The sequence below is a fragment of the Alkalispirillum mobile genome (assembly GCF_003664325.1).
Lineage (GTDB): Bacteria > Pseudomonadota > Gammaproteobacteria > Nitrococcales > Halorhodospiraceae > Alkalilimnicola > Alkalilimnicola mobilis.
Window position 1 is genome coordinate 1 of sequence record NZ_RCDA01000003.1, and the last position, 22818, is coordinate 22818.

Below are 22818 nucleotides of genomic sequence, written 5' to 3' on the forward strand. Positions count from 1 at the left end.
CACCGAGAACACCGAGCGTTTCGGCCGGCTCTACGTCTGGCTGATCGCGGTCAACAGCATCGGTCTGGTGCTGCTGTTCAGCGTCATTGCCGCCAACCTCTGGCGGTTGTTTCGTCAGCGCCGGCGCGGGCAGGTGGGCAGCCGGCTCACGGTACGCCTGGTGGCGGTTTTCGTGCTGCTCTCCGTGGTGCCGGTGTCAGTGGTCTACTACTTCTCCATGCAGTTCCTGCGGGCGGGCATCGACAGCTGGTTTGATGTCCGCGTGGAGCACGCCCTGGAGGATGCGCTCACCCTCTCCCAGGCCTCGCTGGACCTGCGCACCCGAGACCTGTTGCGCCGGGTCGAGGCCGCGGCGCGGGATGTCTCCGACACCCCGGAATCGTTGGCCGCCATCACCGTCAATGACCTGCGTGAGCAGTTGCAGGCCAGCGAGGTGACCCTCATGCGTTCCAGCGGCCAGATCATTGCCACCAGTAGTGCCCAGCCCTCCGCCACCCTGCCGGATCGCCCGGAGGAGGAGATCTTGCTGCAACTGCGCCAGGGGCTGCCGTACGTGGCCCTGGACCCGATGGAGGACGGCGAGTTGCAGGCGCGGGTGGTGGTGCCTGCCCGGGGGCCGGCGGGGCCCAGTGATACCCGTTTCCTCCAGGCCTATTTCCCCATCCCTTCCCGGCTGGGAGCGCTGGCCGAGGAGGTGCAGACCGCTTACGGCGAGTACCGCGAGATCGCCTTCCTGCGCCAACCGCTGAAGGACAGCTTCATCCTTACCCTGTCCCTGGTGCTGCTGCTCAGCCTGCTGTTCGCGGTCTGGACAGCCTTCTACCTGGCCCGGCGCATGGTCGCCCCGATCCGCAATCTGGCCGAGGGCACCCGCGCGGTCGCGGCCGGTGACTACGGCACCCAGTTGCGGGCCGGCAGTCGCGACGAACTGGGTTTCCTGGTGGAGTCCTTCAACGAGATGAGCCGGCGTATCGCCCGGACGCGGGACAGTGCCCGGCGCAGCCAGGTCCAGGTGGAGCGCCAGCGCGCCTACCTGGAGACGGTCCTGGGGCGGCTCTCCTCCGGGGTGCTGGCGCTGGACGCGGAGGGCCGCTTCCGGACCAGCAACCGGGCGCTGGAGGAGATCCTGGGCGTGAGCCTGGTAGGCCATGCCGGTGGCGACCTGGAGCAGCTGGCCCGGACCTATCCGCGGTTGACCGGGCTGTCAGCCGTGGTGATGCGCCACCTGCAAGGGGGCGACCCCGACTGGCGCGAGCAGCTGGTGCTGCCGGCCGAGGACGGGGAGCGGGTGCTCATGCTCAGCGGGGCCACCTTGCCGGGGCACCGGCAGAATGGTGGGCACGTGATCGTCATCGACGATATCACCACGCTTATCCAGGCCCAGCGAGACGCGGCCTGGGGTGAGGTGGCCCGCCGGCTGGCCCACGAGATCAAGAACCCCCTCACCCCCATTCAGCTCTCGGCCGAGCGGTTACGCCACAAACTCGCGGACCGGCTCACCGGCCGGGATGCCGAGTTGCTGGAGCGATCGACTGGCACTATCGTGCGCCAGGTCAGTGCGATGAAGGAGATGGTCAACGCCTTCTCCGAGTACGCCCGGCCACCGCGGCTGCGGCTGGAAGCGGTCGATCTGAATACCCTGGTGGCCGAGGTGGCAGAACTGTATCAAGGGGAAGCCGGTCTCGCCCTGGAGCTGCTACCGGCCGACGAGTTGCCCCGTATCCGGGGCGATGCCGGGCGGTTGCGGCAACTGCTGCATAACCTGATCAAGAACGCCCAGGAGGCGGCCGAAGGCCCGGCCCGGGTGCGGCTCGAGACCTGCAGCGGGTACGCCAACGGCCAGCGCCGGGTGCACTTGCAGGTGTGCGACAACGGACCGGGGTTCAATGCCGAGATGCTGGCCAGTCTGTTCGAGCCTTATGTGACGACGAAGGCCCGGGGCACGGGGCTGGGGCTCCCCATCGTCAAGAAGATTGTCGAGGAACACGGCGGCAGCATCAGTGCCCGTAACAGTGACGAGGGCGGCGCCTGCATCGCCATGCGCTTCCCCGTGCCCCAGGAACAGGGCGCCCTGAGCGCGCCCGGGGAGAAGAATCGCCCATGAATAGCGCACAGATTCTGGTTGTTGACGACGAGCAGGAGATCCGCGACCTGGTGGAGGAGATCCTCGAGGACGAGGGCTATCGGGTCCGCACCGCCCAGGACGGTGCCTCGGCGCGCGAGGCGATGCGCGCCCACGTGCCCGACCTGGTGCTGCTGGACATCTGGATGCCGGACGTGGACGGCGTCACCTTGCTGAAGGAGTGGACCGACGGCGGCGGCCCCGCCTGCCCGGTCGTGATGATGTCTGGCCACGGCACCGTGGAAACTGCGGTGGAGGCCACCCGCCTGGGGGCCTGGGACTTCATTGAAAAGCCCTTGTCCATGCCCAAGCTGCTGCTCACCGTGGAGCGGGCCCTGGAATCAGGGCGGCCGGGCACCCCGCAACCGTTGGCCGGGGCCCGTGGCGAGCCCGCCGCCGAGCCGGTGGGCAAGAGTGCGGTCATGCGCCAATTGCGGGACGACGCCCGCCGCATTGCCGCCCACGACACCCGGGTGCTGCTGCGCGGCGAGGCCGGCGCCGGCAAGCGTTGCCTGGCGCGCTATATCCACGACCACAGCCCGCGCCGGGAAGGTCCGTTTATTGAGCTGAGCGCCGGCAGCTTGGGCGAGCGGGGTGTTGGCGACCTGTTTGGCATCGACCGGAACGGTCAGCCGGCGCCCGGTGCGCTGGAGCTGGCGCGTGGCGGGACGCTCTACCTGGCTGATGTCTGCGAGTTGGATGCTGAGTTGCAAGGACAGTTGCTATCGGTGCTCAAGAGCGGTCGGTTCCAGCGCCAGGGTGGAGCCGAGGTGCTGGACCTGGATGTGCGCCTGATCGCCGGCACGCGGTTGGAGCTGGCCGATGCCGTCCGCGCAGGGCGGTTCCGCGAGGATTTTTACTACTACCTGGACGTGGTGCCCCTGGCGGTCCCGGCGCTGCGCGAGCACGTCGAAGACGTGCCGGAGCTGCTGCACTATTACGTCAACTGCCTGGTGGAGCGCGATGGGCTGAGTTACCGCGAATTCACCGTCGCTGCCCAGAACCGGCTGCGGAACCACAGTTGGCCGGGCAACGTGCGCGAGCTGGAAAATCTGGTCCAGCGGCTGCTGATCATGGGCGAGGGCGAGAAGATCGAGGTGGCAGAGGTGGAGGCCGCGCTGGCGGAGGAGCGCCGCAGCGGCAATGCGGCCGAAGGGCTGTCCGCCGACCTGCACCTGGAGCTGCCCCTGCGCGAGGCCCGCGAGGCCTTCGAACGCCGTTACCTGCAGGAGCAGTTGCGCCGGGCGCAGGGCAGTGTCGGGCAGCTGGCCCGGCTGACCGGCATGGAGCGCACCCACCTGTACCGCAAGCTCAAGGCGCTGGGCATCGACCCCCGGGAGCGGGCATGAAGATAATCATCCTCGGGGCCGGCCAGGTGGGTAGTACCGTGGCCGAGAACCTCTCCAGCGAGGCCAATGACATCACCCTGGTGGATACCCGCACCACGGTGCTGCAGGACCTCCAGGACCGGTTGGATATCCGCACGGTCCATGGCAGCGGGACCTACCCGGACGTGCTGGAGCGGGCCGGGGCGCAGGATGCCGACATGATCCTGGCGGTGACCAACTCCGACGAGGCCAACATGACCGCCTGCCAGGTGGCCTACACCCTGTTCCGTACCCCCACAAAGATCGCTCGGGTGAGGGCGTTGGAGTACCTGCACCACCCGCAATTGTTCAGCCCGGACGCGCTGCCCATCGACGTGATCATCAGCCCGGAGCAGCTGGTCACCGACTACGTGCAGCGGCTGATCGAGCACCCCGGGGCCCTGCAGGTGCTGGACTTCGCCCAGGGGCGGGTCCGGCTGGTCTGCGTGCGGGCCTATTACGGCGGTCCGCTGGTGGGGCATGAGCTCTCCACCCTCCGCGAGCACATGCCGGGCACGCCGACCCGGGTCGCGGCCATCTTCCGCCGGGGCAAGCCCATCCTGCCGGAGGGCAACACCGTCATCGAGGCCGGCGATGAGGTCTTCTTCATTGCCGCAAAGAAGGACATCCGCGCCGTGATGAGCGAGCTGCGCCGGCTGGAGAAGCCAGTCAAGCGCCTGACCATCGCCGGTGGCGGCAATATCGGCAAGCGGCTGGCCCAGGCCCTGGAGCGCCGCTACCAGGTCAAGCTGATCGAGCACTCCCCGGAGCGCGCCCGCGAGATCTCCGAGGAACTGAAGCGCGCGATCGTACTGCTGGGGGACGCCGCCGACGAGGAGCTGTTGCTTGAGGAGAATATTGAGAACACGGACGTCTTCTGCGCGGTGACCAACGACGATGAGGCCAACATCCTGTCGGCAATGCTCGCCAAGCGGCTGGGGGCCCGGCAGGTGATGGCCCTGATCAACCGGGCGGCCTACGTGGAGCTGATCCAGTCCAGTGAGGATATCGATATCGCCGTCTCGCCGCAGCAGGCCACCATCGGCAGCCTGCTGGCGCACATCCGGCGGGGCGATATGGCCAATGTCCACTCCCTGCGCCGCGGTGCCGCCGAGGCCATGGAAGCGGTGGCCCACGGCTCGCCGGCCAGTTCCCAGGTGATCGGGCGGGCCATCGACGAGATCCGGCTGCCGCCGGGCACCACCATCGGTGCCGTGGTGCGCGGTGACGAGGTACTGATGGCGCACCACGACCTGGTGATCGAGCCGGAGGATCACGTCATACTGTTCCTGGTGGACAAGAAGCGCGTGTCGGAGGTGGAACGCCTCTTCTCCGTCGGCGTCACCTTCCTCTGAGCCGCGCCGCCCGCATCGCCACCCAAGGGGGATTGCCATGAGTATGCTGGACAACCTGGAGAAGATGCTCGCCACCGGTCGCGACAGCCCCATGCTGCGCCTGAGCTTGGGATCGGGTTACCTCAAACAGGGGGAGCCCGGCCGGGCCATCGACCACCTGGAGGCCGCGCTGGAGCAGGATGGTGACTACTCCGCCGCCTGGAAAGTCTACGCGGCGGCCCTGGCCGACGACGACCGGCTGGACGAGGCCATTACTGCCTACCGGCGTGGGATTGATGTGGCCGAGGCCCAGGGCGACAAGCAGGCGGTGAAGGAGATGCGGGTGTTCCTGGGGCGGTTGGAAAAACGGCGCGGCAGTTGATGCTCAGCGCTTGCGCCGCCGTTTCGGGTAGACCCGATCCCAGCCCTCGGGCTGGTGGGCGAAGCGCTTGTAAGTCCAGAGGTATTGCTCCGGGGTCTCCCGTACGCACGCCTCGACACCGGCATTGAGTGCCGCCAGCGCGCGATCCGGGTCGGGGTCGTGGATGCCCTCGGGGGCGGGCAGAAAGCGGATGGTCCAGCGCCCGCCCGTCGCCGCACGGCGGGCATACCCGAAAACCACCGGCGCCCGTTGGCGGGCGGCCAGCTTCACCGGCAGGTCCATGGTCAGGGCCGGGCGGCCGAAGAAAGGGGCATAGCGTCCCTCATCCTTGGGTGGTTCCTGATCCGGCAGTATTCCCACCACGTCCCCCTGGCGCAGTGCCTTGTACAGGGCGCGCAAGCCGGCAGTGTTTGCCGGCAAGGCGTGCCCACCCCCGCGGTTGCGGGCTTCGACCATGATCGGCTCCAGCACCGGCTGCCGGGGCGGGCGGTAGAGGAAGTGCAACGGGTAATGCCGGGCCACCCAGAGGTTGAGCAACTCCCATGACCCCAGGTGCGGGGCGGCAATGATGGCGCCGCGGCCCTCGCGATAGGCCTGGTCCAGCAACTCCGCCCCCTCCACCCGGTCGATGCGTGCCAGCAATCGCTCCACCGGTTGGCGGAACAGCGCCGGCACCTCCATGATCTGCCGTCCGTACTCCCGGCGCGCGGAGCGGGTCAGTGCCGCGAGGGCCTCTTCCGATCGTTCCGGAAAGCAGACAGCCAGGTTGCGTTGCAGTACCTCATCCGCGCGGGTGCCCGGCCGGCTCAGCCAGGGGCCCAGCACCGCCCCGACGCGGTGCATGGCGCCCACCGGCAGGGTGGCCAGGGCGGTGAGCAGCGATTTCAGCAGGGCGGCGCGATCCATGAGCAGGCCTCGGTTCGGCTGGCGGCTTGTCCGACTGGGTGGCATAGCTAAACGCGGGCGCCCGCAGCTTGCAAGTCTGGCGGATTCTCCCTCAGGGTTTAGACTTCCGGTGAAGGTCAAGTTGTTGACCGGTAATGTCACCGGAGACTGCCAGACGGCAACAAGGAGTCGCTAGAAATGAGCTGGAACAAACAGATGGAAGACATGGTGCAGAACTGGACCAGCATGCAGCAGCAGATGTGGGACAGCTGGCTGCAGGCCATGAAGGGCATGGGTGCGCCCGGGTCTTCCGCCCAGGGCATGGAGTCCGTACAGCAGGAGTACCAGAAGAACCTCGAGGCCTGGGAAAAGGCGGTGCGTGACGCATTGGATGCCCAGAGCCAGTGGAGCAGTCACTTCGCCGATGCACTGGAGAAGGACGGGCAGGCTCCGGAGGCCGTCTCCCAATGGGTGCACCAGGTGCAGGAGATGATGAAGGCCTGGACCGAGGCTCAGGGCCAGCTCTGGAACGCCTGGTTTGAAAGTGCCCGCAACGTGGACCCCTCCAAGATGGGAAGCAACTGGGAGGAGGAGGGCCAGCGCGTGCTTCACGCCTGGCAGGACGCCACCCAGCGGGCCCAGGACGCCCTCGCCGAGTTGTCCAAGACCGCGACCCGGATGGGTGAGGAGGCTCCCAAGGCGGCCAAGGCCCCCAAGGCGCCGGGCAAGCCCGGTGGCGGTACCCGCAAGGGGTAATGCCGCATCGGCGGCAGACGCCGATGCCATCAGCTGAAACCGTCGGGCCGCCCCTCCGGGCGGCCCGGTGCTTTGCCCGCCCTGTGTCCCGCTCGATCTCACAGGTTGGTGGAAGACGGGGCCCTCCCTGGCCCGCTCGACCATCCCTGGCCGAATTGCTCTCCTGGGTTGCCTGGCAGTGGTCCCCTCCTGGTGGCTGCGGCCTCCTGCCCCTGCTGGCACGTATGATTATCCTGCCCGGTAGCGCTCGTGTCTGTAGGATTTGTCAGCAATCCTTGTAGGATTTTTCTGAATTTTCCCGGGGGAACGAAATGATCGGACTGATTCAGCGCGTGAGTGAGGCGCGGGTGGAGGTCGACGGCCATTTGGTGGGCCGGACGGGCCGGGGGCTGCTGGCGCTGGTCGGGGTGCAGCGGGGTGATGTCGAGGCCCAGGCCCGGCGGTTGCTTGAGCGCATGCTCGGCTACCGGGTGTTTCCCGACGAGGCGGGACGGATGAACCGTTCGCTGCAGGATATCGGCGGGGGGCTGCTTCTGGTGCCGCAGTTCACCCTGGCGGCCGATACCCGCAAGGGCATGCGGGCCAGCTTCGGTCCGGCGGCGCCGCCGGAGGAGGGTGAGCGGCTGTTCAACATTCTGGTCGCGCTGGCACAGAAGAGCGGGGTGCCGGTGGGGGCCGGGCGTTTCGGCGCCGACATGCAGGTCCACCTGGTCAACGACGGGCCGGTAACCTTCTGGCTGGAGGCGCGGCCCCCGGGGGAGTGACGGCCGGCCACCACGGCCGGGTGTGTCCTGTATCCCGCCACGGCGCCCCATGGGCGAGGCGGCCATGCGGGTTGTGGTATCCTCGGCGGTCGAAACCGAGTAAATGTCCTCAGAAATGACCCTTTCACAGGTGAGCGCCCAATCATGACCAACCGCAGTGCCGAGGTGCAGCGCGACACCCTGGAGACCCGGGTGAAAGTGCGCCTGGACCTGGACGGGGCCGGCGAATCCCGCATTCGCATCGGTGTGCCCTTCATGGAGCATATGCTGGATCAGGTGGCCCGCCACGGGCTGATCGACCTGGACATCGAGGCCGATGGCGATACCCACATCGACGACCACCACACGGTGGAGGACGTGGGCATCACCCTGGGGCAGGCGTTGGCCCGTGCCCTGGGCGACAAGAAGGGGCTCCGCCGCTACGGGCACGCCTACGTGCCCCTGGACGAGGCGCTCTCCCGTGTCGTGGTGGACTTCTCCGGCCGCCCCGGGTTGCAATTCCACGTGGACTTCACCCGTGCCCGTATCGGCCAGTTCGACGTGGACCTGTTCCAGGAGTTCTTCCAGGGGGTGGTCAATCACGGCTTCCTGACCCTGCACGTGGATAACATCCGTGGGGTCAATGCCCACCACCAGGCCGAGACGGTGTTCAAGGCGCTGGGCCGGGCGCTGCGCATGGCAGCCGAGGCGGACCCGCGCCAGGCCGACCGGATACCCTCCACCAAGGGGGCGCTCTGATGGGCTTCGTGGCGGTCGTCGATTACGGCATGGGCAACCTGCGTTCGGTGTCCCGGGCGCTGGAGTTTGCCGGTGGCGGTGGGCGTGTGCGTATCACCGCGGATGCCGACGATGTCCAGCGGGCCGAGCGGGTGGTCTTCCCCGGCGTGGGCGCCATGCGCGACTGCATGAGCGAGCTGCAGCGCCTGGAGCTGGTGGACGTGCTGCGCGAGGCGGCACAAACCAAGCCCTTTCTCGGGGTCTGCCTGGGCATGCAGGCCCTGCTCAGCCGCAGCGAAGAGAACGACGGCGTCGAGGCCCTGGACATACTGCCCGGCGCGGTGCGCCGCTTCGCCGATGACCAGGCGGGGCCGGATGGCCGGCGGCTTAAGGTGCCGCACATGGGGTGGAACCAGGTCCGCCAGGTGCAGGGCCACCCCCTGTGGGCCGATATCCCGGACGACAGCTGGTTCTATTTCGTGCACAGCTACTACGTGGCGCCGGCCCAGGAGGACTGGGTGGCCGGGCGCACCGAGTACGGGGTCCACTTTGCCAGCGCCGTCGCCCGCGGCAATGTCTTCGCCACCCAGTTTCACCCCGAGAAGAGCCAACGCCCGGGCCTGGTCCTGCTGGGCAACTTCCTGCGCTGGGACGGCAGCGAATAACCTCACGAGTGATGCCATGCAGTTGATACCCGCCATCGATCTCAAGGACGGCCGCTGTGTCCGCCTGCGCCAGGGGCGCATGGATGATGAAACGGTCTTTTCCGACGACCCGGTCGCCATGGCCGGGCGCTGGGTCAACGCCGGTACCCGCCGCCTGCACCTGGTCGACCTGAACGGTGCGGTTGCCGGCGAGCCGGTCAACGCGGAAGTCATCCAGCGAATCGCCAACCGTTATCCGGAACTGCGCATCCAGGTGGGCGGTGGCATCCGTGACCTGGAGACCATCCGGGCCTACCGAGAGGCCGGGGTGGATGACCTGATCATCGGGACGCAGGCCGTGCGCCGCCCGGAGTTCGTCAACGAGGCCTGCGAGGCCTTTCCCGGTCATATCATCGTCGGGTTGGACGCCCGTGACGGCCGGGTGGCCACCGATGGCTGGGAGCAGGTCTCGGAGGTGCTGGCGGTGGACCTGGCCCGCCGTTTCGAGTCCGCCGGGGTGAACGCCATCGTCTTCACCGATATCGGCCGGGACGGCATGATGAAAGGCGTCAACGTGGAGGCGACCCGCGAACTGGCCCGGGGTGTCAGCATCCCGGTGATCGCCTCCGGCGGGGTCTCCAGCCTGGACGACGTGCGGGCGCTGTGCGCGGCGGTTGGCGACGGTATCGCCGGCGCCATCGTCGGACGGGCCATCTACGAGGGCAGCCTGGATCTGGCGGAAGCCCAGGCCCTGGCGGATCAGCTTTGCGCCGAGGTGAAGCCGTGACCGTCGCCAAGCGCATCATTCCCTGCCTGGATGTGGACGACGGCCGGGTGGTGAAGGGGGTCAAGTTCGTCGACATCCGCGATGCCGGCGACCCGGTGGAGATCGCGCGCCGTTACGACGCCATGGGCGCCGACGAGATCACCTTCCTGGACATTACCGCCAGCCACGAGCAGCGCGACACCATGGTGCAGGTGGTGGAGCGGGTGGCCAGTCAGGTCTTCATTCCGTTGACCGTCGGCGGTGGCATCCGCGAGGTGGCGGACATCCGGCGCATGCTCAACGCCGGCGCCGACAAGGTGGGCATCAACACCGCCGCCGTGGCACGGCCGGAGTTTGTGGCCGAGGCCGCCGAGCGCTTCGGCTCGCAATGCATCGTGGTGGCGGTGGATGCCAAGCAGGTCAGTCGGCCGGATGAGCCGCCCCGCTGGGAGGTCTTTACCCACGGCGGGCGCAAGGCCACCGGGCTCGATGCAGTGGCGTGGGCCCGCCGCATGGCGGAGCTGGGCGCCGGCGAGATCCTGCTGACCAGCATGGATCGGGATGGTACCCAGTCCGGCTTCGACCTGGCTCTGACCCGCGCGGTCAGCGATGCGGTGCCGGTGCCGGTGATCGCCTCCGGTGGGGTCGGCAACCTGCCCGATCTGGCCGAGGGTGTGCTGGAGGGGGGTGCCGACGCGGTGCTGGCCGCCAGCATCTTCCACTTTGGGCGCTATACCGTGGCCCAGGCCAAGCGGCTGATGGCCGATCGCGGCATCACCGTGCGTATCACCGGCGACGAGCGGACCGACGTATGAGCGAGCAGCGCGATATCCTGAACGCCCTGGCCGAAGTGCTGGAGCAGCGCCGGCAGGCGGACCCCGAATCCTCCTACGTGGCCAGGCTGCATCACAAGGGGCTGGACGCGATCCTGAAGAAGGTCGGCGAGGAGGCCACCGAGGCGGTGGTGGCGGCTAAGGGCGGTGATCGCTCACAAGTCATTTATGAAACCGCCGATCTGTGGTTCCATAGCCTTATCATGCTCTCGGCCTGTGGCGCTGGGCCGGATGATGTGCTGGCAGAACTGGAGCGTCGGTTCGGGTTGTCCGGTATCGACGAGAAAGCGGCCCGTAAAGGGCAGTAGCAGAGCGGGCCCCGCGCCCCGGAGGAGTTTGTTATGGGTATCAGCCCCTGGACCTTGCTGATTGTGCTTCTGATTGTGCTTCTGGTGTTCGGCACCAAGAAGCTGCGTAATCTGGGTGGTGACATGGGTGGGGCCATCAAGGGCTTCAAGGATGCCATGAAGGAAGGCGAGGAGGGTGACAAGGAGGGTGAGAAGTCCGAGCCCTCCAAGCTGGAGCAGCCTTCCGGCGAAGACGAGAAGCCCACCCAGGGACATACCATCGAGGGCGAGCACACCGAGAAGTCCCGCGATCGCCATTCCTCCTGATTCACTGTCGCTGAGAGGGGTCGCCGCCCATGTTTGACCTGGGCTTCTGGGAGGTACTCATCATCATGCTGATCGGCCTGCTGATTCTGGGGCCGGAGCGGATGGCGCGTACCGTGCGGACGGCCGGGCTCTACCTGGGCAAGGCGCGGGCGGCTTTTAATGCCGCCAAGTCCGAGGTGGAGCGCGAGTTGCACGTCGAGGAGATGCGCAAGGCAACCGAATCCGTGCGCAAGGACGTGGACAAGGTGCGCAAGGACGTGGAGAAGGATGCCCGGCGTTTTGAGGCCGAGGCCGATGGCGTGAGTCGGGCCTACCGCGAAACCGGTCGGAAGGCCGCGTCGGCGGAGTCGGCTGGCAGCAGTAAGGAGTCGGCCGACAAGGCCCGAGGCGAGGGCGCCTCCGAGGCCCTGTCAGATCAGCGCGGCAACAGTCAGCCGCCTGCCGGGGGCGCCCCCGCGGGTCGGGAGGCGGAACCGGCTAGTGACAAGGCGGCGGGTGACCCGGCCGTGCAGGAAGGTGGTGAGGAGAGGCGTCAGTGAGTGACCGTTCCCCGGACCGGGATCGAGATCGGCGGCAGGATTCCGACCAGGAGGAGATGGAGGATCAGCCGCTGCTGAGCCATCTGCTGGAGCTGCGCGGCCGGCTGTTCCGCGCGGTTGTCGTGATCCTGGTGGCGTTCCTGGCGCTGTACCCCTTTGCGGACGAGATCTACCAGTTCGTTTCCGGTCCGCTGCGGGAGGTATTGCCCGAGGGCACCTCGATGATCGCCATCAAGGTGGCCTCGCCCTTCCTCATCCCGATGAAGCTGGCCCTGGTGGCGGCCATCTTCCTGACCATTCCCTACACCCTCTACCAGGCCTGGGCGTTCGTCGCGCCGGGCCTTTACCGGCATGAGCGGCGGCTGGTGGGCCCGCTGGTGATGGCCAGCACGGTGCTGTTTTATGGTGGGGCGGCGTTCGCTTACTACGCCGTCTTCCCGCTCGCCTTTTCCTTTTTTGCCGCCACCACGCCCGAGGGCGTGTCCATGATGACGGACATCAGTGAGTACCTGTCCTTCGTGCTCACGCTGTTCTTCGCCTTCGGCGTGGCCTTCCAGGTCCCGGTGGCGACTATTCTCATGGTGCGCACCGGGGTGACCACCCGCGAGGCGCTGGCCGCCAAGCGCCCTTACGTGATCGTCGGGGCTTTTGTGCTGGGTATGCTGCTGACCCCGCCAGACGTGATTTCCCAGGTCCTGCTGGCAGTGCCCGTTTACCTGCTCTATGAGCTGGGGATTCTGCTCGCCTGGCGTACCCGGACGCCAGAGGAGCAGCAGGAGTGACCACGGGCGCCGTCCAGGCCGGTTTTCGCCGGCCGCGCCTTGCGCCGCGCGGGCATTACGGGTTATTTTACTGCGCATAAGAACAGCGTTCTGGCCGCCCTGACGCAATATCTGCGGTAGGGGCCTACAATGAAAAAATCAGATGATTAATCGGGTGCGTTCCCTGGTGGCTCCCGCCTCACAGGCCACGCGCCCCGTATTTATCTGGGCCAGGACATAATCCGGATGGGTAACGAGGAGAAAAACGTCGCGCGCCTCTTGGTTTAGCGCGAACGTCTGGAGGCATCCGCACCCGAGATGCAACAAGAGACCGCCACACCAGCACCGCTTCCCTTTCCCCAGGGCGTCGCCCCTCAGGGTTGCTGCCCCGTGCTGGCCTGGGCTGTCGCCCGTTCACTGCCTTGCGAAGCGCTCCTGGAGAGGGCGTAACCATGACAGTGGCGGCGGCGACGGTCTCAATGTGTTCATGTGGCCGTGCCCCTGTCCGGTTCTTTTCGGTTTTCAGTCTTTTCCCAGGTTTGCCGTCCCGTCTGGCGCGTCCGATATTCAGGTCGCGCCCGGGCCTCCGTGCAACCTGTCCACCCGCAAACCCCGAATCAGGCAGGTGAGCTAACCGATGAACGGTCTTTTCCAGAGACTTCAGCAGACGTCGTACCTCAATGGGGCCAACAGCACCTTTATTGAGGACATGTACGAGGAGTATCTGCGCGATCCCAACGGCATCGACCCGGAGTGGCGTGGCTATTTTCGCGCGCTAGCCGATGGCGGGGTGCAGGATGTCCCCCACGGTCCGGTCCGCGAAGAGTTTGCGCGCCTGGCGCGCACCCCCGGCACCACCCGTGTGGCCGTGCCGGCGATGACGCCGGATGCGGCCGAGAAGCAGGCCGCGGTGCTGCGTTTGATCAACGCGTACCGTTTCCGCGGTCACCAGCTGGCGGATGTGGACCCGCTGAACCTGCGTGCCAAGCCCGAGGTGCAGGACCTGGACCCTGCCTACCACGGGCTCACCGAGGCGGACATGGGAGAGGAGTTCAATACGGGCTCCCTGTTCGCCCCGGACCGCATGCCGCTGCGCCGCATCATCGAACTGCTGCAGCAGGTGTACGCCGGCCCCATCGGCTCGGAGTACATGCACATCACCGACACCGACCAGAAGCGCTGGATCCAGGAGCGCCTGGAGTCCAGCCGGGCGCAGGCGGACCTCCCCGCTGACCGGCGTAAGGCTATTCTCGAGCGGCTCACCGCGGCCGAGGGGATCGAGAAGTACCTGCACTCCAAGTACGTCGGCCAGAAGCGCTTCTCTCTGGAGGGGGGCGAGTCGCTGATCCCGATGCTGGACGACCTGATTCAGGACGCCGGCAAGCAGGGGGTCCGCGAGGTGGTGCTGGGCATGGCGCACCGCGGCCGCCTGAACGTGCTCATCAACATCATGGGCAAGTCGCCCAAGGACCTGTTCGCGGAGTTCGAGGGCAAGAAGCCCTCCGACATCAACGGCTCCGGTGACGTGAAGTACCACATGGGCTTCTCCAGCGACATCCAGACGCCGGGCGGCGCGCTGCATGTGGCCATGGCCTTTAACCCCTCCCACCTGGAGATTGTCAATCCGGTGGTGGAGGGTTCCGCACGGGCCCGGATGCATCGCCGTCGCGACCAGGTGGGTGCCGAAGTGATGCCGGTACTGATCCACGGCGATGCCGCCTTCGCCGGCCAGGGCGTGGTCATGGAGACCTTCCAGCTCTCCCAGGCCCGCGGCTTTTACACCGGCGGCACGGTGCACATCGTCATCAACAACCAGATCGGGTTCACCACCTCCAACCCGCTGGACACCCGCTCCACGGTGTACTGCACCGAGGTGGCGAAGATGATCCAGGCGCCGATCTTCCACGTGAACGGTGACGACCCCGACGCCGTGGCCTTCGTCACCCAGCTGGCGCTGGACTACCGCCAGGCCTTCAACCGTGACGTGATCATCGACGTGGTTTGCTACCGCCGGCACGGTCACAACGAGGCGGACGAGCCCTCGGCCACCCAGCCGGTCATGTACCAGAAGATCAAGGGCCGCCCGACCACCCGCCAGCTCTACGCCCAGCGCCTGGAGCAGGAGGGGGTGCTCGCCGCCGACGAGGCCAAGGACTTCACCCAGGTCTACCGCGATAAGCTGGACGCCGGCGAGATTGTGGCCCGCGGCATCCTCACGGGGGTACGTAACGACTACGCGGTGGACTGGAGTCCCTATATCGGTACCCAGTGGAACGACCCGGTGGACACGGCCCTGCCGCTGGACACCCTGCGCGAGCTCCAAGGGCTGCTGGACAAGCTGCCCGAGGGCTTCGAGCTCAACAACCGCGTCGGGGCCATCATGGAAAACCGCCGCAAGATGGCGGCCGGCGCCCTGGCCCTGGACTGGGGCTTCGCCGAGACCATGGCCTATGCCAGCCTGCTCCGGCAGGGCTACAAGGTACGCCTGGTGGGGCAGGACTCCGGTCGGGGCACCTTCTTCCACCGCCATGCGGTGCTGCATAACGCGCAGGACGGCTCCAGCTTCATCCCGCTGAAGGACGTGACCACCGACCAGAACGACTTCGTGGTCATCGACTCGCTGCTCTCAGAAGAGGCAGTCATGGGCTTCGAGTACGGTTACGCCACCGCGGATCCGCAAACCATGGTGATCTGGGAGGGGCAGTTCGGTGACTTCGCCAACGGTGCCCAGGTGGTCATCGACCAGTTCATCAGTTCCGGCGAGTCCAAGTGGGGCCGGCTCTGCGGCCTGACGCTCTATCTGCCGCACGGTTACGAAGGCCAGGGGCCGGAGCACTCCTCCGCGCGCCTGGAGCGCTACCTGCAACTCTGCGCCGAGCACAACATGCAGGTGGTGGTGCCCTCCACCCCCGCCCAGTTCTTCCACATGATCCGCCGGCAGATGATGCGGCCCTACCGCAAGCCGCTGGTGGTCATGACGCCGAAGAGCCTGCTGCGTCACAAGCTGTCCACCTCTTCCCTGGAGGACCTCTCCGAGGGCCGCTTCCAGCCGGTGATCGACGACCCGGACGGCGTGACCGCCAGCAAGGTCAAGCGGGTGGTGCTGTGCAGCGGCAAGGTCTTCTACGATCTGCTGGATGCCCGCCGTAAGGCCGAGCAGGAGGACGTCGCTATCGTCCGGATCGAGCAGCTCTACCCCTTCCCGGAGGATGCCCTGGCAGAGTTGCTGCGCGACCGCTATGGCAAGGCCAAGGAGGTGGTCTGGTGCCAGGAGGAGCCCAAGAACCAGGGCGCCTGGTACTCCAGCAACCACCACTTCCGCGCCTGCATGAAGAGTGGCCAGTCGATCGGTTATGCCGGCCGTCAGGCCTCCGCCTCTCCGGCTGTTGGCTCCGCCAAGGTGCACCACGAGCAGCAGCGTGCCCTGGTGGACCACGCCCTCAACCAGCCGCTGAGCGAGTAAGAACCCCGGGCGGCCCTCGGAGGGCCGCCCGCCGCATTTCACCCGAACAAACAGACACCAAGAAGTCTGAAGCGAGGAGTCGATGAGCATCGAAGTCAAAGTGCCGCCGCTACCGGAGTCCGTTTCCGAAGCCACCATCGTGGCCTGGCACAAGCAGCCGGGGGACGCCGTATCCCGGGATGAGAACCTGGTGGACCTGGAGACCGACAAGGTCGTGCTAGAGGTTCCGGCCCCGGCCGACGGCGTGATGGGCGAGCTGATCAAGAACGAGGGTGACACTGTCACCGCGGACGAGGTGCTGGGCAAGCTGGAGGAGGGCGCTGCCCCCGCCAAACCGGCTGCCGAGCCCGCCCAGGAGGCCGCCCCGGCAGCCGAGCAGGCCGCCCCCGCCGCACCGGCGGAGAAGCCCGCCGCGGCTTCCGGCGCCTCCAGTAAAGATCTGGCCGAGCTGCCCCCTGCCGCCCGCCGCCTGGTGGAGGAGAACGACCTGGATCCGAAACAGATCCCGGGCACCGGGCGCGACGGTCGGATCACCAAGGAGGACGTGGTCCGCTTCATGAAGGGCGAGACCCAGCCGGCGCAGCAGCCCGCTGCCGCCCCGCAGCAGCCGGCGGCTGCCGCGGCACCGCAGGTGTCCGCGGATGCCACCGAGCGCCCCGAGAAGCGCGTCCCCATGACCCGCCTGCGTCAGCGCATCGCTGAGCGGCTGGTCGAGGCACAGCAGACCGCTGCCATGCTCACCACCTTCAACGAGGTGAACATGCAGCCGGTGATGCAGACGCGCACCCAGTACAAGGACAAGTTCGAGAAGACCCACGGTATCAAGCTGGGCTTCATGTCCTTTTTCGTGAAGGCCGCCGTCGAGGCGCTGAAGCGCTATCCTGCCGTCAACGCCTCCATCGACGGCAAGGACATCATGTACCACGGCTATTACGACATTGGGATTGCCGTGTCCTCCCCCCGTGGCCTGGTGGTGCCGGTGCTGCGTGACGCCGACCAGATGAGCTTCGCCGAGATCGAGGCCAAGATTGCCGAGTTCGGTCAGAAGGCCCGCGACGGCAAACTCTCCATGGAGGAGCTGACCGGCGGCACATTCACGATCACCAACGGCGGTATCTTCGGTTCCCTGTTGTCCACCCCGATCCTGAACCCGCCGCAGAGCGGCATCATGGGCATGCACAAGATCCAGGAGCGCCCGATGGTAGAGAACGGCGAAGTGGTGGTGCGCCCCATGATGTACCTGGCGCATTCCTACGATCACCGTATCATCGACGGGCGCGAGGCCGTGCAGTTCCTGGTGACCATCAAGGAATGCCTGGAGGATCCGACCCGGCTGCTGCTGGAAGTCTGAGATCCGCGGCCTGAACGCCTACAGCCATAACTGGAGAGGACAACATGGCGAATAGTTACGACGTGATCGTCATCGGTGCCGGGCCTGCCGGCTACGTGGCGGCCATCCGCTGCGCGCAGTTGGGCATGACGACTGCGCTGATCGACGAATTCCGTTACAAGGACGGTAAGCCGCAACCCGGGGGGACTTGCCTGAACGTGGGCTGCATCCCTTCCAAGGCGCTGCTCGACTCCTCCGAGCACTACCACAAGGCCAGGGAAGAGCTGCAGGTGCATGGCATCACGGCCAAGGATGTCAGCATCGATGTCAAGAAGATGATCGAGCGCAAGGACAAGGTGGTGCGTGATCTCACCGGCGGGATCCACCAGCTGCTCAAGGCGAACAAGATCGACTTCAAGACCGGCCACGGCAAGCTCACCTCCAACAGCACCGTCGAGTTCACCCCGCACGAGGGGGCGGCCGAGGAGCTGAAGGGCGAGTACATCATCCTGGCCACCGGGTCCAAGCCCATCGATATCAGCGCCGCGCCCGCGGACGAGAAGTCCATCCTCACCTCCAACGGTGCGCTGGACATGGAAGAGGTGCCCAAGCGCCTGGGCGTCATCGGCGCTGGTGTCATCGGGCTGGAGATGGGCTCGGTGTGGAACCGGCTGGGGTCCAAGGTGGTGCTGCTGGAGGCCCAGGACGAGTTCCTTGCCCCGGTGGACCGCCAGGTATCCCGCATGGCCCAGAAGGCCTTCAAGGACCAGGGGCTGGACATCCGCCTCGGGTGCCGCGTGACCGACACCAAGGTGGGCAAACAGGTCTCCGTCCACTACGAGGACAAGGACGGCAAGCACAACATGCAGGTGGACAAGCTGATCGTCTCGGTGGGCCGCCGGCCCAACACCGACGGGCTGGCCGCCGACGACGTCGACCTGCTGCTGGACGAGCGCGGCTTTGTGCACGTGGACGACGAGTGCCGCACCAACCTGCCGAACGTCTACGCCGTGGGTGACGTGGTGCGCGGCCCGATGCTGGCCCACAAGGGGTCGGAAGAGGGCGTCATGGTGGCCGAGCTGATCGCCGGCCATCCGGGGCACATTAACTACGACACCATCCCATGGGTCATCTACACCCATCCGGAGATCGCCTGGGTGGGCAGGACCGAGACGCAATTGAAGAGCGCCGGCATCCCCTACAAGTCCGGTACCTTCAACTTCGCCGCCACCGGCCGGGCGCGTGCCATGGAGGAGTCGGTGGGGATGGTCAAGGTGATCTCCCATGCGGAGACCGACCGGATCCTCGGTGTGCACATGGTGGGGGCATCCGCCTCCGAGCTGATCGCCGAGGCCGTGGTGGCCATGGAGTTTGCCGGTTCTGCCGAGGACCTGGCCCGCATCATCCACGCGCACCCGACCCTGTCGGAGGCTGTGCACGAGGCGGCGCTGTCCGTCTCCAAGCGGGCGATCCATAAGGCGAACTGACCCGCCTGCCCGCTGTGCGTCGCTGTACCGGCGGCCTTCGCCCGGACAGCGCGCGAGACCCCGTCACCTTTCTCCGGTGGCGGGGTTTTTTTTGTGGCGTTTCCAGGTGGAAATGAGAGCGTTCCCAATCCATCAGGATGGCCAGTATTGAGTGGGATAATAGCGTCCGATTCCCGTTTGCGGCCGTTCACATTTGTGGCCCGTTTTTGCTTTTCAGGTATTTGATTTTAAAAGGATTTGGGAAACGCTATTCCGGCAGGGTAGACTTGTAGCCCATTCGACATGAGGTGCCCTGATGTCCACATTCCGAGCCTGGCGTGTTCACCAGAATGGAGACCGAATTGCCGGGGCCGTGGAGTCGCTGCCACTGCCCGTTCCCGGCGAGGGCGAGGTCCTTATCCGCGCCAAGTGGTCCGGCATCAACTACAAGGATGCCCTGGGCGCCACGGGTGCGGGCAAGATCCTGCGCCGTTTCCCGCTCACGGCCGGTATCGACGTGGCCGGCACGGTGGCGGAGAGCCGGCACCCGGACTGGCGTGTTGGGCAGCCGGTGCTGGTCAACGGCTGCGGGCTGGGCGAGAACCACGATGGCGGCTTTGCCGAGTGCGTCTGCGTGCCCGGTGACTGGGTGGTCGCCCTGCCGGATGGGTTGTCCACCCGCGATGCGATGATTCTGGGCACGGCCGGCTTTACTGCCGCACTGGCCCTGACCCGCATGGAAGCGCTGGGCCAGACTCCGGAACAGGGCCCGGTGCTGGTCACCGGCGCCAGTGGCGGGGTGGGTAACTTCGCCGTGCAGTGTCTGAAGCGGGCCGGCTACACCGTGCACGCGGTCAGCGGCAAGCCGGAGGCCGCGGATTGGCTGCAACGTCTCGGGGCGGACGAGGTTACGACGCCGGAGGCGTTGGGCCTGGGGCATCGGCCGCTGGAGAAGGCCCGTTGGGCTGGTGCAGTGGACTCAGTGGGCGGTGAGCTGCTGGCGGGGATCTGCCGCCACGTGGACCTTTTCGGCAACGTGGCCGCCATCGGCCTGGCCGCCATCGGCCTGGCCGGCGGCGCCCGGCTGGAGACCACGGTGATGCCGCACATCCTGCGCGGTGTGAGCCTGCTGGGGATCAGCTCGGCCAACTGCCCGCAGCCGCTACGTCGTCAGGTGTGGGCACGGCTGGGTGAGGCGCTGCGGCCGCGCCATCTGGACGAAGTGGTGGATCGGGTCCTGCCGCTGGAGCAGTTGCAGGGCGGCTTTGAAGACCTGCTTGAACGCCGTGTCCGCGGTCGGATTCTGGTGGATCTGGCCTCACCCGGCCGACCGGATAATCAATGAAAATCAGGGGCCGGTGGTCGGCCCCACCCCAAGCACTCGCGTGCCAGGAGGAAACACCATGAGCGATACAACCCCCGGCGGCCGCTTTCGGGCCGCCCTGGAGGCCAACCGGCCGCTGCCCATCGTGGGCACCATCAATGCCTACACCGCCATGATGGCGGAGCGGGTGGGTCATAAGGCCATTTATCTGTCTGGTGGCGGGGTGGCCAACGCCTCCTTCGGTCTGCCGGACCTCGGCATGACCACCATGAACGACGTGGTGCAGGACGCCCACCGCATCTGCGGCGCCACCGATCTTCCCCTGCTGGTGGACATCGACACCGGTTGGGGCGGGGCCTTCAACATCGCCCGCACGGTTAAGGAGATGCAGCGGGCCGGGGTGGCGGCGGTGCACCTGGAGGATCAGGTGGCGCAGAAGCGCTGCGGGCACCGCCCCAACAAGGAGATCGTCTCCCAGCAGGAGATGGTGGATCGGGTGAAGGCGGCTGCCGATGCGCGCATCGATCCCGACTTTTACCTGATTGCCCGCACCGACGCCTTCCAGAAGGAGGGGCTGGACGCCGCCATCGAGCGGGCGGCCGCCTGCATCGAGGCCGGGGCCGACGCCATCTTCGCCGAGGCGGTGCACACCCTTGAAGACTACCGCGCCTTCTGCGAGCGGGTGGATGCGCCGATCCTGGCGAACATCACCGAGTTCGGGGCCACGCCGTTGTTTAGCCAGCAGGAGCTGGCGGAGGTGGGCTGCCAGATGGTGCTCTACCCGCTGTCCGCCTTCCGGGCCATGAACGCGGCGGCGCTGAAGGTCTACCAGGATATCCACGAAAAGGGCCATCAGCGGGATGTGGTCGAGCTGATGCAGACCCGTGACGAGCTCTACGATTTCCTGAATTACCACGACTTCGAACAGAAGCTGGACGCGCTGTTCGAGCAGGACAAGTAAGTATTTTGCGGGCTTGCGGCGGGACGCCGGCCATTGGGCGGCCGGAACTTCCGTCGCGGGGACGCTGCGAGTACGTCCCCGTACGCTCGACGCCGGCCTTCCCTGGCCGGCGACGCCCCACGACGGAAGTTCCGGCCACCCAATGGCCGGCTCCGGGGCAGCATTTTGACTGAATTGCCAAACCGCACGAGGAGAGACTTATGAGCGATAAAAAACTGGGCGGTGCCGGCCTGCGCGGCCAGTCCGCCGGCGAGACCGCACTGTGCACCGTGGGCAAGGGCTCCGGCCTGACCTATCGCGGCTACGACGTCCGCGAGCTGGCCGAGGGAGCCACGTTCGAAGAGGTGGCCTATCTGCTGCTGAAGGGCGAGCTGCCCACCCGGGCGCAGTTGGACGCCTATACCGAGAAACTGAAGAGCCTGCGTGGCCTGCCCGATGCGCTGAAGACCGTGCTTGAGCAGATCCCGGCGGACGCCCACCCCATGGACGTGATGCGTACCGGCGCCTCCATGCTGGGCAACCTGGAGACCGAGCAGAGCTTCGACGAGCAGCAGGCCGCCACCGACCGCTTGCTGGCCGTGCTGCCGGGGATCATCACCTATTGGTACCGCTACAGCCACGACGGCGTGCGCATCGACACCGCCACTGACGATGACTCCATCGGCGCCCAGTTCCTGCACCTGCTGCACGGCGAGAAGCCCAACAGCCTGCACGAGAAGGTGATGCACGCGTCGCTGATCCTGTACGCGGAGCACGAGTTCAACGCCTCCACCTTCACCGCCCGGGTCTGCGCCTCCACCCTGTCCGACATCCACTCCTGCGTCACCGGCGCCATCGGCTCCCTGCGCGGCCCGCTCCACGGCGGCGCCAACGAGGCGGCCATGGCCATGATCGAGCAGTGGGGCAGCGCCGATGAGGCCGAGCGCGAGCTCAAGGGCATGCTCGAGCGCAAGGAGAAGGTGATGGGCTTCGGTCACGCCATCTACCGCGTCTCCGATCCGCGCAACGAGATCATCAAGGCCTGGTCGAAGAAGCTGGCCGACGAAGTGGGCGACACCGTGCTCTACCCGGTCTCCGAGCGGGTGGCGCAGGTCATGTGGGACGAGAAGAAGCTCTTCCCCAACGCGGACTTCTTCCACGCCTCCGCCTACCACTTCATGGGCATCCCCACCAAGCTGTTCACCCCCATCTTCGTGATGTCTCGGGTGACCGGCTGGGCGGCCCACATCTTCGAGCAGCGGGCCAACAACCGCATCATCCGCCCCAGCGCGGACTACACTGGCCCCGACGAGCGGCCCTTCACCCCCATCGATCAGCGGGGCTGAAGACTGCGGCGGTGGGTGTGCGCCCCCACCGTCACTGCGAGGAGGCGCAGCCGACGTGGCAGTCCAGCGCAGCGCGTGGATCGCCACGGGCCTTCGGCCCTCGCGATGACCAGGGCGGCGCCAGGAATGGCGCTACCCAGCCCCGATGGGTCGGCGGGTGTGCCGGTTCCGGTGGGGGACCGTAGGCGACAGGGATGTCGCCTACGAGCCTACAGGGGTGAGCCGCACTGCGGCGAACGCCCGGCCAGGGAGGGCCGGGCTGGACTTGCAAGCGGAGCAGGACCGCGTAGCTTGCAAGTATTCACGGCGTGTCTCCCACCGGAGCCGGCACGCCCGCCGGCCCCCGACTCCGCGCCTAGCGCGCGATTTTATATCTGAGCAGGCCCCCAACCGGGGCGAAGTACAACGGGAACTGGCCATCGGACCGGCAGCCTAATCAGCCCAATGGGGGCACATAAAAGGCCC

Annotated in this window: 21 protein-coding genes; 20 read left to right on the plus strand and 1 reads right to left on the minus strand. The window is 66.8% G+C overall.

The features are described from left to right. The 4 genes from DFR31_RS09930 to DFR31_RS09945 all read left to right on the plus strand — a co-directional run. The coding region (locus DFR31_RS09930) for a sensor histidine kinase (protein WP_121442538.1) at window positions 1-2104 on the plus strand (2104 nt) is incomplete at its 5' end. Then, window positions 2101-3471: a sigma-54-dependent transcriptional regulator gene (locus DFR31_RS09935; protein WP_121442539.1), complete on the plus strand. Its 1371-nt coding sequence runs from the start codon at window positions 2101-2103 to the stop codon at window positions 3469-3471. The genes DFR31_RS09930 and DFR31_RS09935, both read left to right, overlap by 4 nt. After that, entirely contained in the window at window positions 3468-4844 is a 1377-nt protein-coding gene (trkA, locus tag DFR31_RS09940) for a Trk system potassium transporter TrkA (RefSeq protein ID WP_121442540.1), read from the plus strand. Before DFR31_RS09935 ends, trkA begins: the two co-directional genes overlap by 4 nt. A gap of 37 nt (window positions 4845-4881) precedes the next feature. Beyond that, window positions 4882-5205, plus strand: a complete 324-nt coding sequence (locus DFR31_RS09945) for a tetratricopeptide repeat protein (RefSeq protein WP_211328289.1) — start codon at window positions 4882-4884, stop codon at window positions 5203-5205. Window positions 5206-5208: 3 nt separating this feature from the next. Here DFR31_RS09945 and DFR31_RS09950 read toward each other — a convergent pair whose 3' ends face one another. Further along, entirely contained in the window at window positions 5209-6111 is a 903-nt protein-coding gene (locus DFR31_RS09950) for a lysophospholipid acyltransferase family protein (protein WP_170153660.1), read from the minus strand. A 177-nt stretch (window positions 6112-6288) separates the two neighbouring features. Between DFR31_RS09950 and DFR31_RS09955 the strand changes: the two genes are divergently transcribed. The 16 genes from DFR31_RS09955 to prpC all read left to right on the plus strand — a co-directional run bounded on the left by DFR31_RS09955 (window position 6289) and on the right by prpC (window position 22353). Further along, window positions 6289-6846, plus strand: a complete 558-nt coding sequence (locus tag DFR31_RS09955; RefSeq protein ID WP_121442542.1) for a hypothetical protein — start codon at window positions 6289-6291, stop codon at window positions 6844-6846. A 311-nt stretch (window positions 6847-7157) separates the two neighbouring features. Further along, the gene (gene dtd, locus DFR31_RS09960; RefSeq protein ID WP_121442543.1) at window positions 7158-7610 is read left to right on the plus strand and encodes a D-aminoacyl-tRNA deacylase; all 453 of its coding nucleotides are present in this window, start codon (window positions 7158-7160) and stop codon (window positions 7608-7610) included. A gap of 144 nt (window positions 7611-7754) precedes the next feature. After that, complete coding sequence (gene hisB, locus DFR31_RS09965; RefSeq protein WP_121442544.1) at window positions 7755-8348, plus strand: imidazoleglycerol-phosphate dehydratase HisB; 594 nt, start codon at window positions 7755-7757, stop codon at window positions 8346-8348. After that, window positions 8348-8992, plus strand: coding sequence for an imidazole glycerol phosphate synthase subunit HisH (gene hisH / locus DFR31_RS09970; RefSeq protein WP_121442545.1), 645 nt, complete (start codon window positions 8348-8350; stop codon window positions 8990-8992). The genes hisB and hisH overlap by 1 nt, the downstream gene beginning before the upstream one ends. Before the next feature lie 16 nt (window positions 8993-9008). Continuing rightward, window positions 9009-9758, plus strand: a complete 750-nt coding sequence (hisA, locus tag DFR31_RS09975) for a 1-(5-phosphoribosyl)-5-[(5-phosphoribosylamino)methylideneamino]imidazole-4-carboxamide isomerase (protein WP_121442546.1) — start codon at window positions 9009-9011, stop codon at window positions 9756-9758. After that, on the plus strand, window positions 9755-10552 hold the full coding sequence (gene hisF / locus DFR31_RS09980) for an imidazole glycerol phosphate synthase subunit HisF (RefSeq protein WP_121442547.1): 798 nt from the start codon (window positions 9755-9757) through the stop codon (window positions 10550-10552). The genes hisA and hisF overlap by 4 nt, the downstream gene beginning before the upstream one ends. Next, the gene (locus DFR31_RS09985; protein WP_121442548.1) at window positions 10549-10878 is read left to right on the plus strand and encodes a phosphoribosyl-ATP diphosphatase; all 330 of its coding nucleotides are present in this window, start codon (window positions 10549-10551) and stop codon (window positions 10876-10878) included. The genes hisF and DFR31_RS09985 overlap by 4 nt, the downstream gene beginning before the upstream one ends. Window positions 10879-10911: 33 nt before the next feature. Further along, window positions 10912-11184, plus strand: a complete 273-nt coding sequence (tatA, locus tag DFR31_RS09990) for a Sec-independent protein translocase subunit TatA (RefSeq protein ID WP_121442549.1) — start codon at window positions 10912-10914, stop codon at window positions 11182-11184. Between the two features lie 29 nt (window positions 11185-11213). Next, on the plus strand, window positions 11214-11723 hold the full coding sequence (gene tatB / locus DFR31_RS09995) for a Sec-independent protein translocase protein TatB (protein ID WP_121442550.1): 510 nt from the start codon (window positions 11214-11216) through the stop codon (window positions 11721-11723). Continuing rightward, window positions 11720-12505, plus strand: coding sequence for a twin-arginine translocase subunit TatC (tatC, locus tag DFR31_RS10000; protein ID WP_121442551.1), 786 nt, complete (start codon window positions 11720-11722; stop codon window positions 12503-12505). Before tatB ends, tatC begins: the two co-directional genes overlap by 4 nt. A gap of 616 nt (window positions 12506-13121) precedes the next feature. Continuing rightward, complete coding sequence (locus DFR31_RS10005; protein WP_121442552.1) at window positions 13122-15947, plus strand: 2-oxoglutarate dehydrogenase E1 component; 2826 nt, start codon at window positions 13122-13124, stop codon at window positions 15945-15947. An 82-nt stretch (window positions 15948-16029) separates the two neighbouring features. Further along, window positions 16030-17298, plus strand: coding sequence for a 2-oxoglutarate dehydrogenase complex dihydrolipoyllysine-residue succinyltransferase (odhB, locus tag DFR31_RS10010; RefSeq protein ID WP_121442553.1), 1269 nt, complete (start codon window positions 16030-16032; stop codon window positions 17296-17298). A 44-nt stretch (window positions 17299-17342) separates the two neighbouring features. Further along, complete coding sequence (gene lpdA / locus DFR31_RS10015) at window positions 17343-18764, plus strand: dihydrolipoyl dehydrogenase (protein ID WP_121442554.1); 1422 nt, start codon at window positions 17343-17345, stop codon at window positions 18762-18764. 295 nt (window positions 18765-19059) lie between these two features. After that, window positions 19060-20088, plus strand: a complete 1029-nt coding sequence (locus DFR31_RS10020) for a YhdH/YhfP family quinone oxidoreductase (RefSeq protein WP_121442555.1) — start codon at window positions 19060-19062, stop codon at window positions 20086-20088. A 58-nt stretch (window positions 20089-20146) separates the two neighbouring features. Beyond that, window positions 20147-21028 carry a methylisocitrate lyase gene (gene prpB, locus DFR31_RS10025; protein WP_121442556.1) on the plus strand — a complete coding sequence of 294 codons (882 nt, stop codon included), beginning with the start codon at window positions 20147-20149 and terminating at the stop codon, window positions 21026-21028. Window positions 21029-21228: 200 nt separating this feature from the next. Then, entirely contained in the window at window positions 21229-22353 is a 1125-nt protein-coding gene (prpC, locus tag DFR31_RS10030; RefSeq protein ID WP_121442557.1) for a bifunctional 2-methylcitrate synthase/citrate synthase, read from the plus strand. Window positions 22354-22818: the final 465 nt, after the last annotated feature.

Bases quoted from the DNA above. Each gene is read 5' to 3' on its own strand.
- DFR31_RS09935 (WP_121442539.1), top strand. From the start codon at position 2,101: ATGAATAGCGCACAGATTCTGGTTGTTGACGACGAGCAGGAGATCCGC.
- trkA (WP_121442540.1), top strand. From the start codon at position 3,468: ATGAAGATAATCATCCTCGGGGCCGGCCAGGTGGGTAGTACCGTGGCC.
- DFR31_RS09945 (WP_211328289.1), top strand. From the start codon at position 4,882: ATGAGTATGCTGGACAACCTGGAGAAGATGCTCGCCACCGGTCGCGAC.
- DFR31_RS09950 (WP_170153660.1), bottom strand. From the start codon at position 6,111: ATGGATCGCGCCGCCCTGCTGAAATCGCTGCTCACCGCCCTGGCCACC.
- DFR31_RS09955 (WP_121442542.1), top strand. From the start codon at position 6,289: ATGAGCTGGAACAAACAGATGGAAGACATGGTGCAGAACTGGACCAGC.
- dtd (WP_121442543.1), top strand. From the start codon at position 7,158: ATGATCGGACTGATTCAGCGCGTGAGTGAGGCGCGGGTGGAGGTCGAC.
- hisB (WP_121442544.1), top strand. From the start codon at position 7,755: ATGACCAACCGCAGTGCCGAGGTGCAGCGCGACACCCTGGAGACCCGG.
- hisH (WP_121442545.1), top strand. From the start codon at position 8,348: ATGGGCTTCGTGGCGGTCGTCGATTACGGCATGGGCAACCTGCGTTCG.
- hisA (WP_121442546.1), top strand. From the start codon at position 9,009: ATGCAGTTGATACCCGCCATCGATCTCAAGGACGGCCGCTGTGTCCGC.
- DFR31_RS09985 (WP_121442548.1), top strand. From the start codon at position 10,549: ATGAGCGAGCAGCGCGATATCCTGAACGCCCTGGCCGAAGTGCTGGAG.
- tatA (WP_121442549.1), top strand. From the start codon at position 10,912: ATGGGTATCAGCCCCTGGACCTTGCTGATTGTGCTTCTGATTGTGCTT.
- tatB (WP_121442550.1), top strand. From the start codon at position 11,214: ATGTTTGACCTGGGCTTCTGGGAGGTACTCATCATCATGCTGATCGGC.
- DFR31_RS10005 (WP_121442552.1), top strand. From the start codon at position 13,122: ATGAACGGTCTTTTCCAGAGACTTCAGCAGACGTCGTACCTCAATGGG.
- odhB (WP_121442553.1), top strand. From the start codon at position 16,030: ATGAGCATCGAAGTCAAAGTGCCGCCGCTACCGGAGTCCGTTTCCGAA.
- lpdA (WP_121442554.1), top strand. From the start codon at position 17,343: ATGGCGAATAGTTACGACGTGATCGTCATCGGTGCCGGGCCTGCCGGC.
- DFR31_RS10020 (WP_121442555.1), top strand. From the start codon at position 19,060: ATGTCCACATTCCGAGCCTGGCGTGTTCACCAGAATGGAGACCGAATT.
- prpB (WP_121442556.1), top strand. From the start codon at position 20,147: ATGAGCGATACAACCCCCGGCGGCCGCTTTCGGGCCGCCCTGGAGGCC.
- prpC (WP_121442557.1), top strand. From the start codon at position 21,229: ATGAGCGATAAAAAACTGGGCGGTGCCGGCCTGCGCGGCCAGTCCGCC.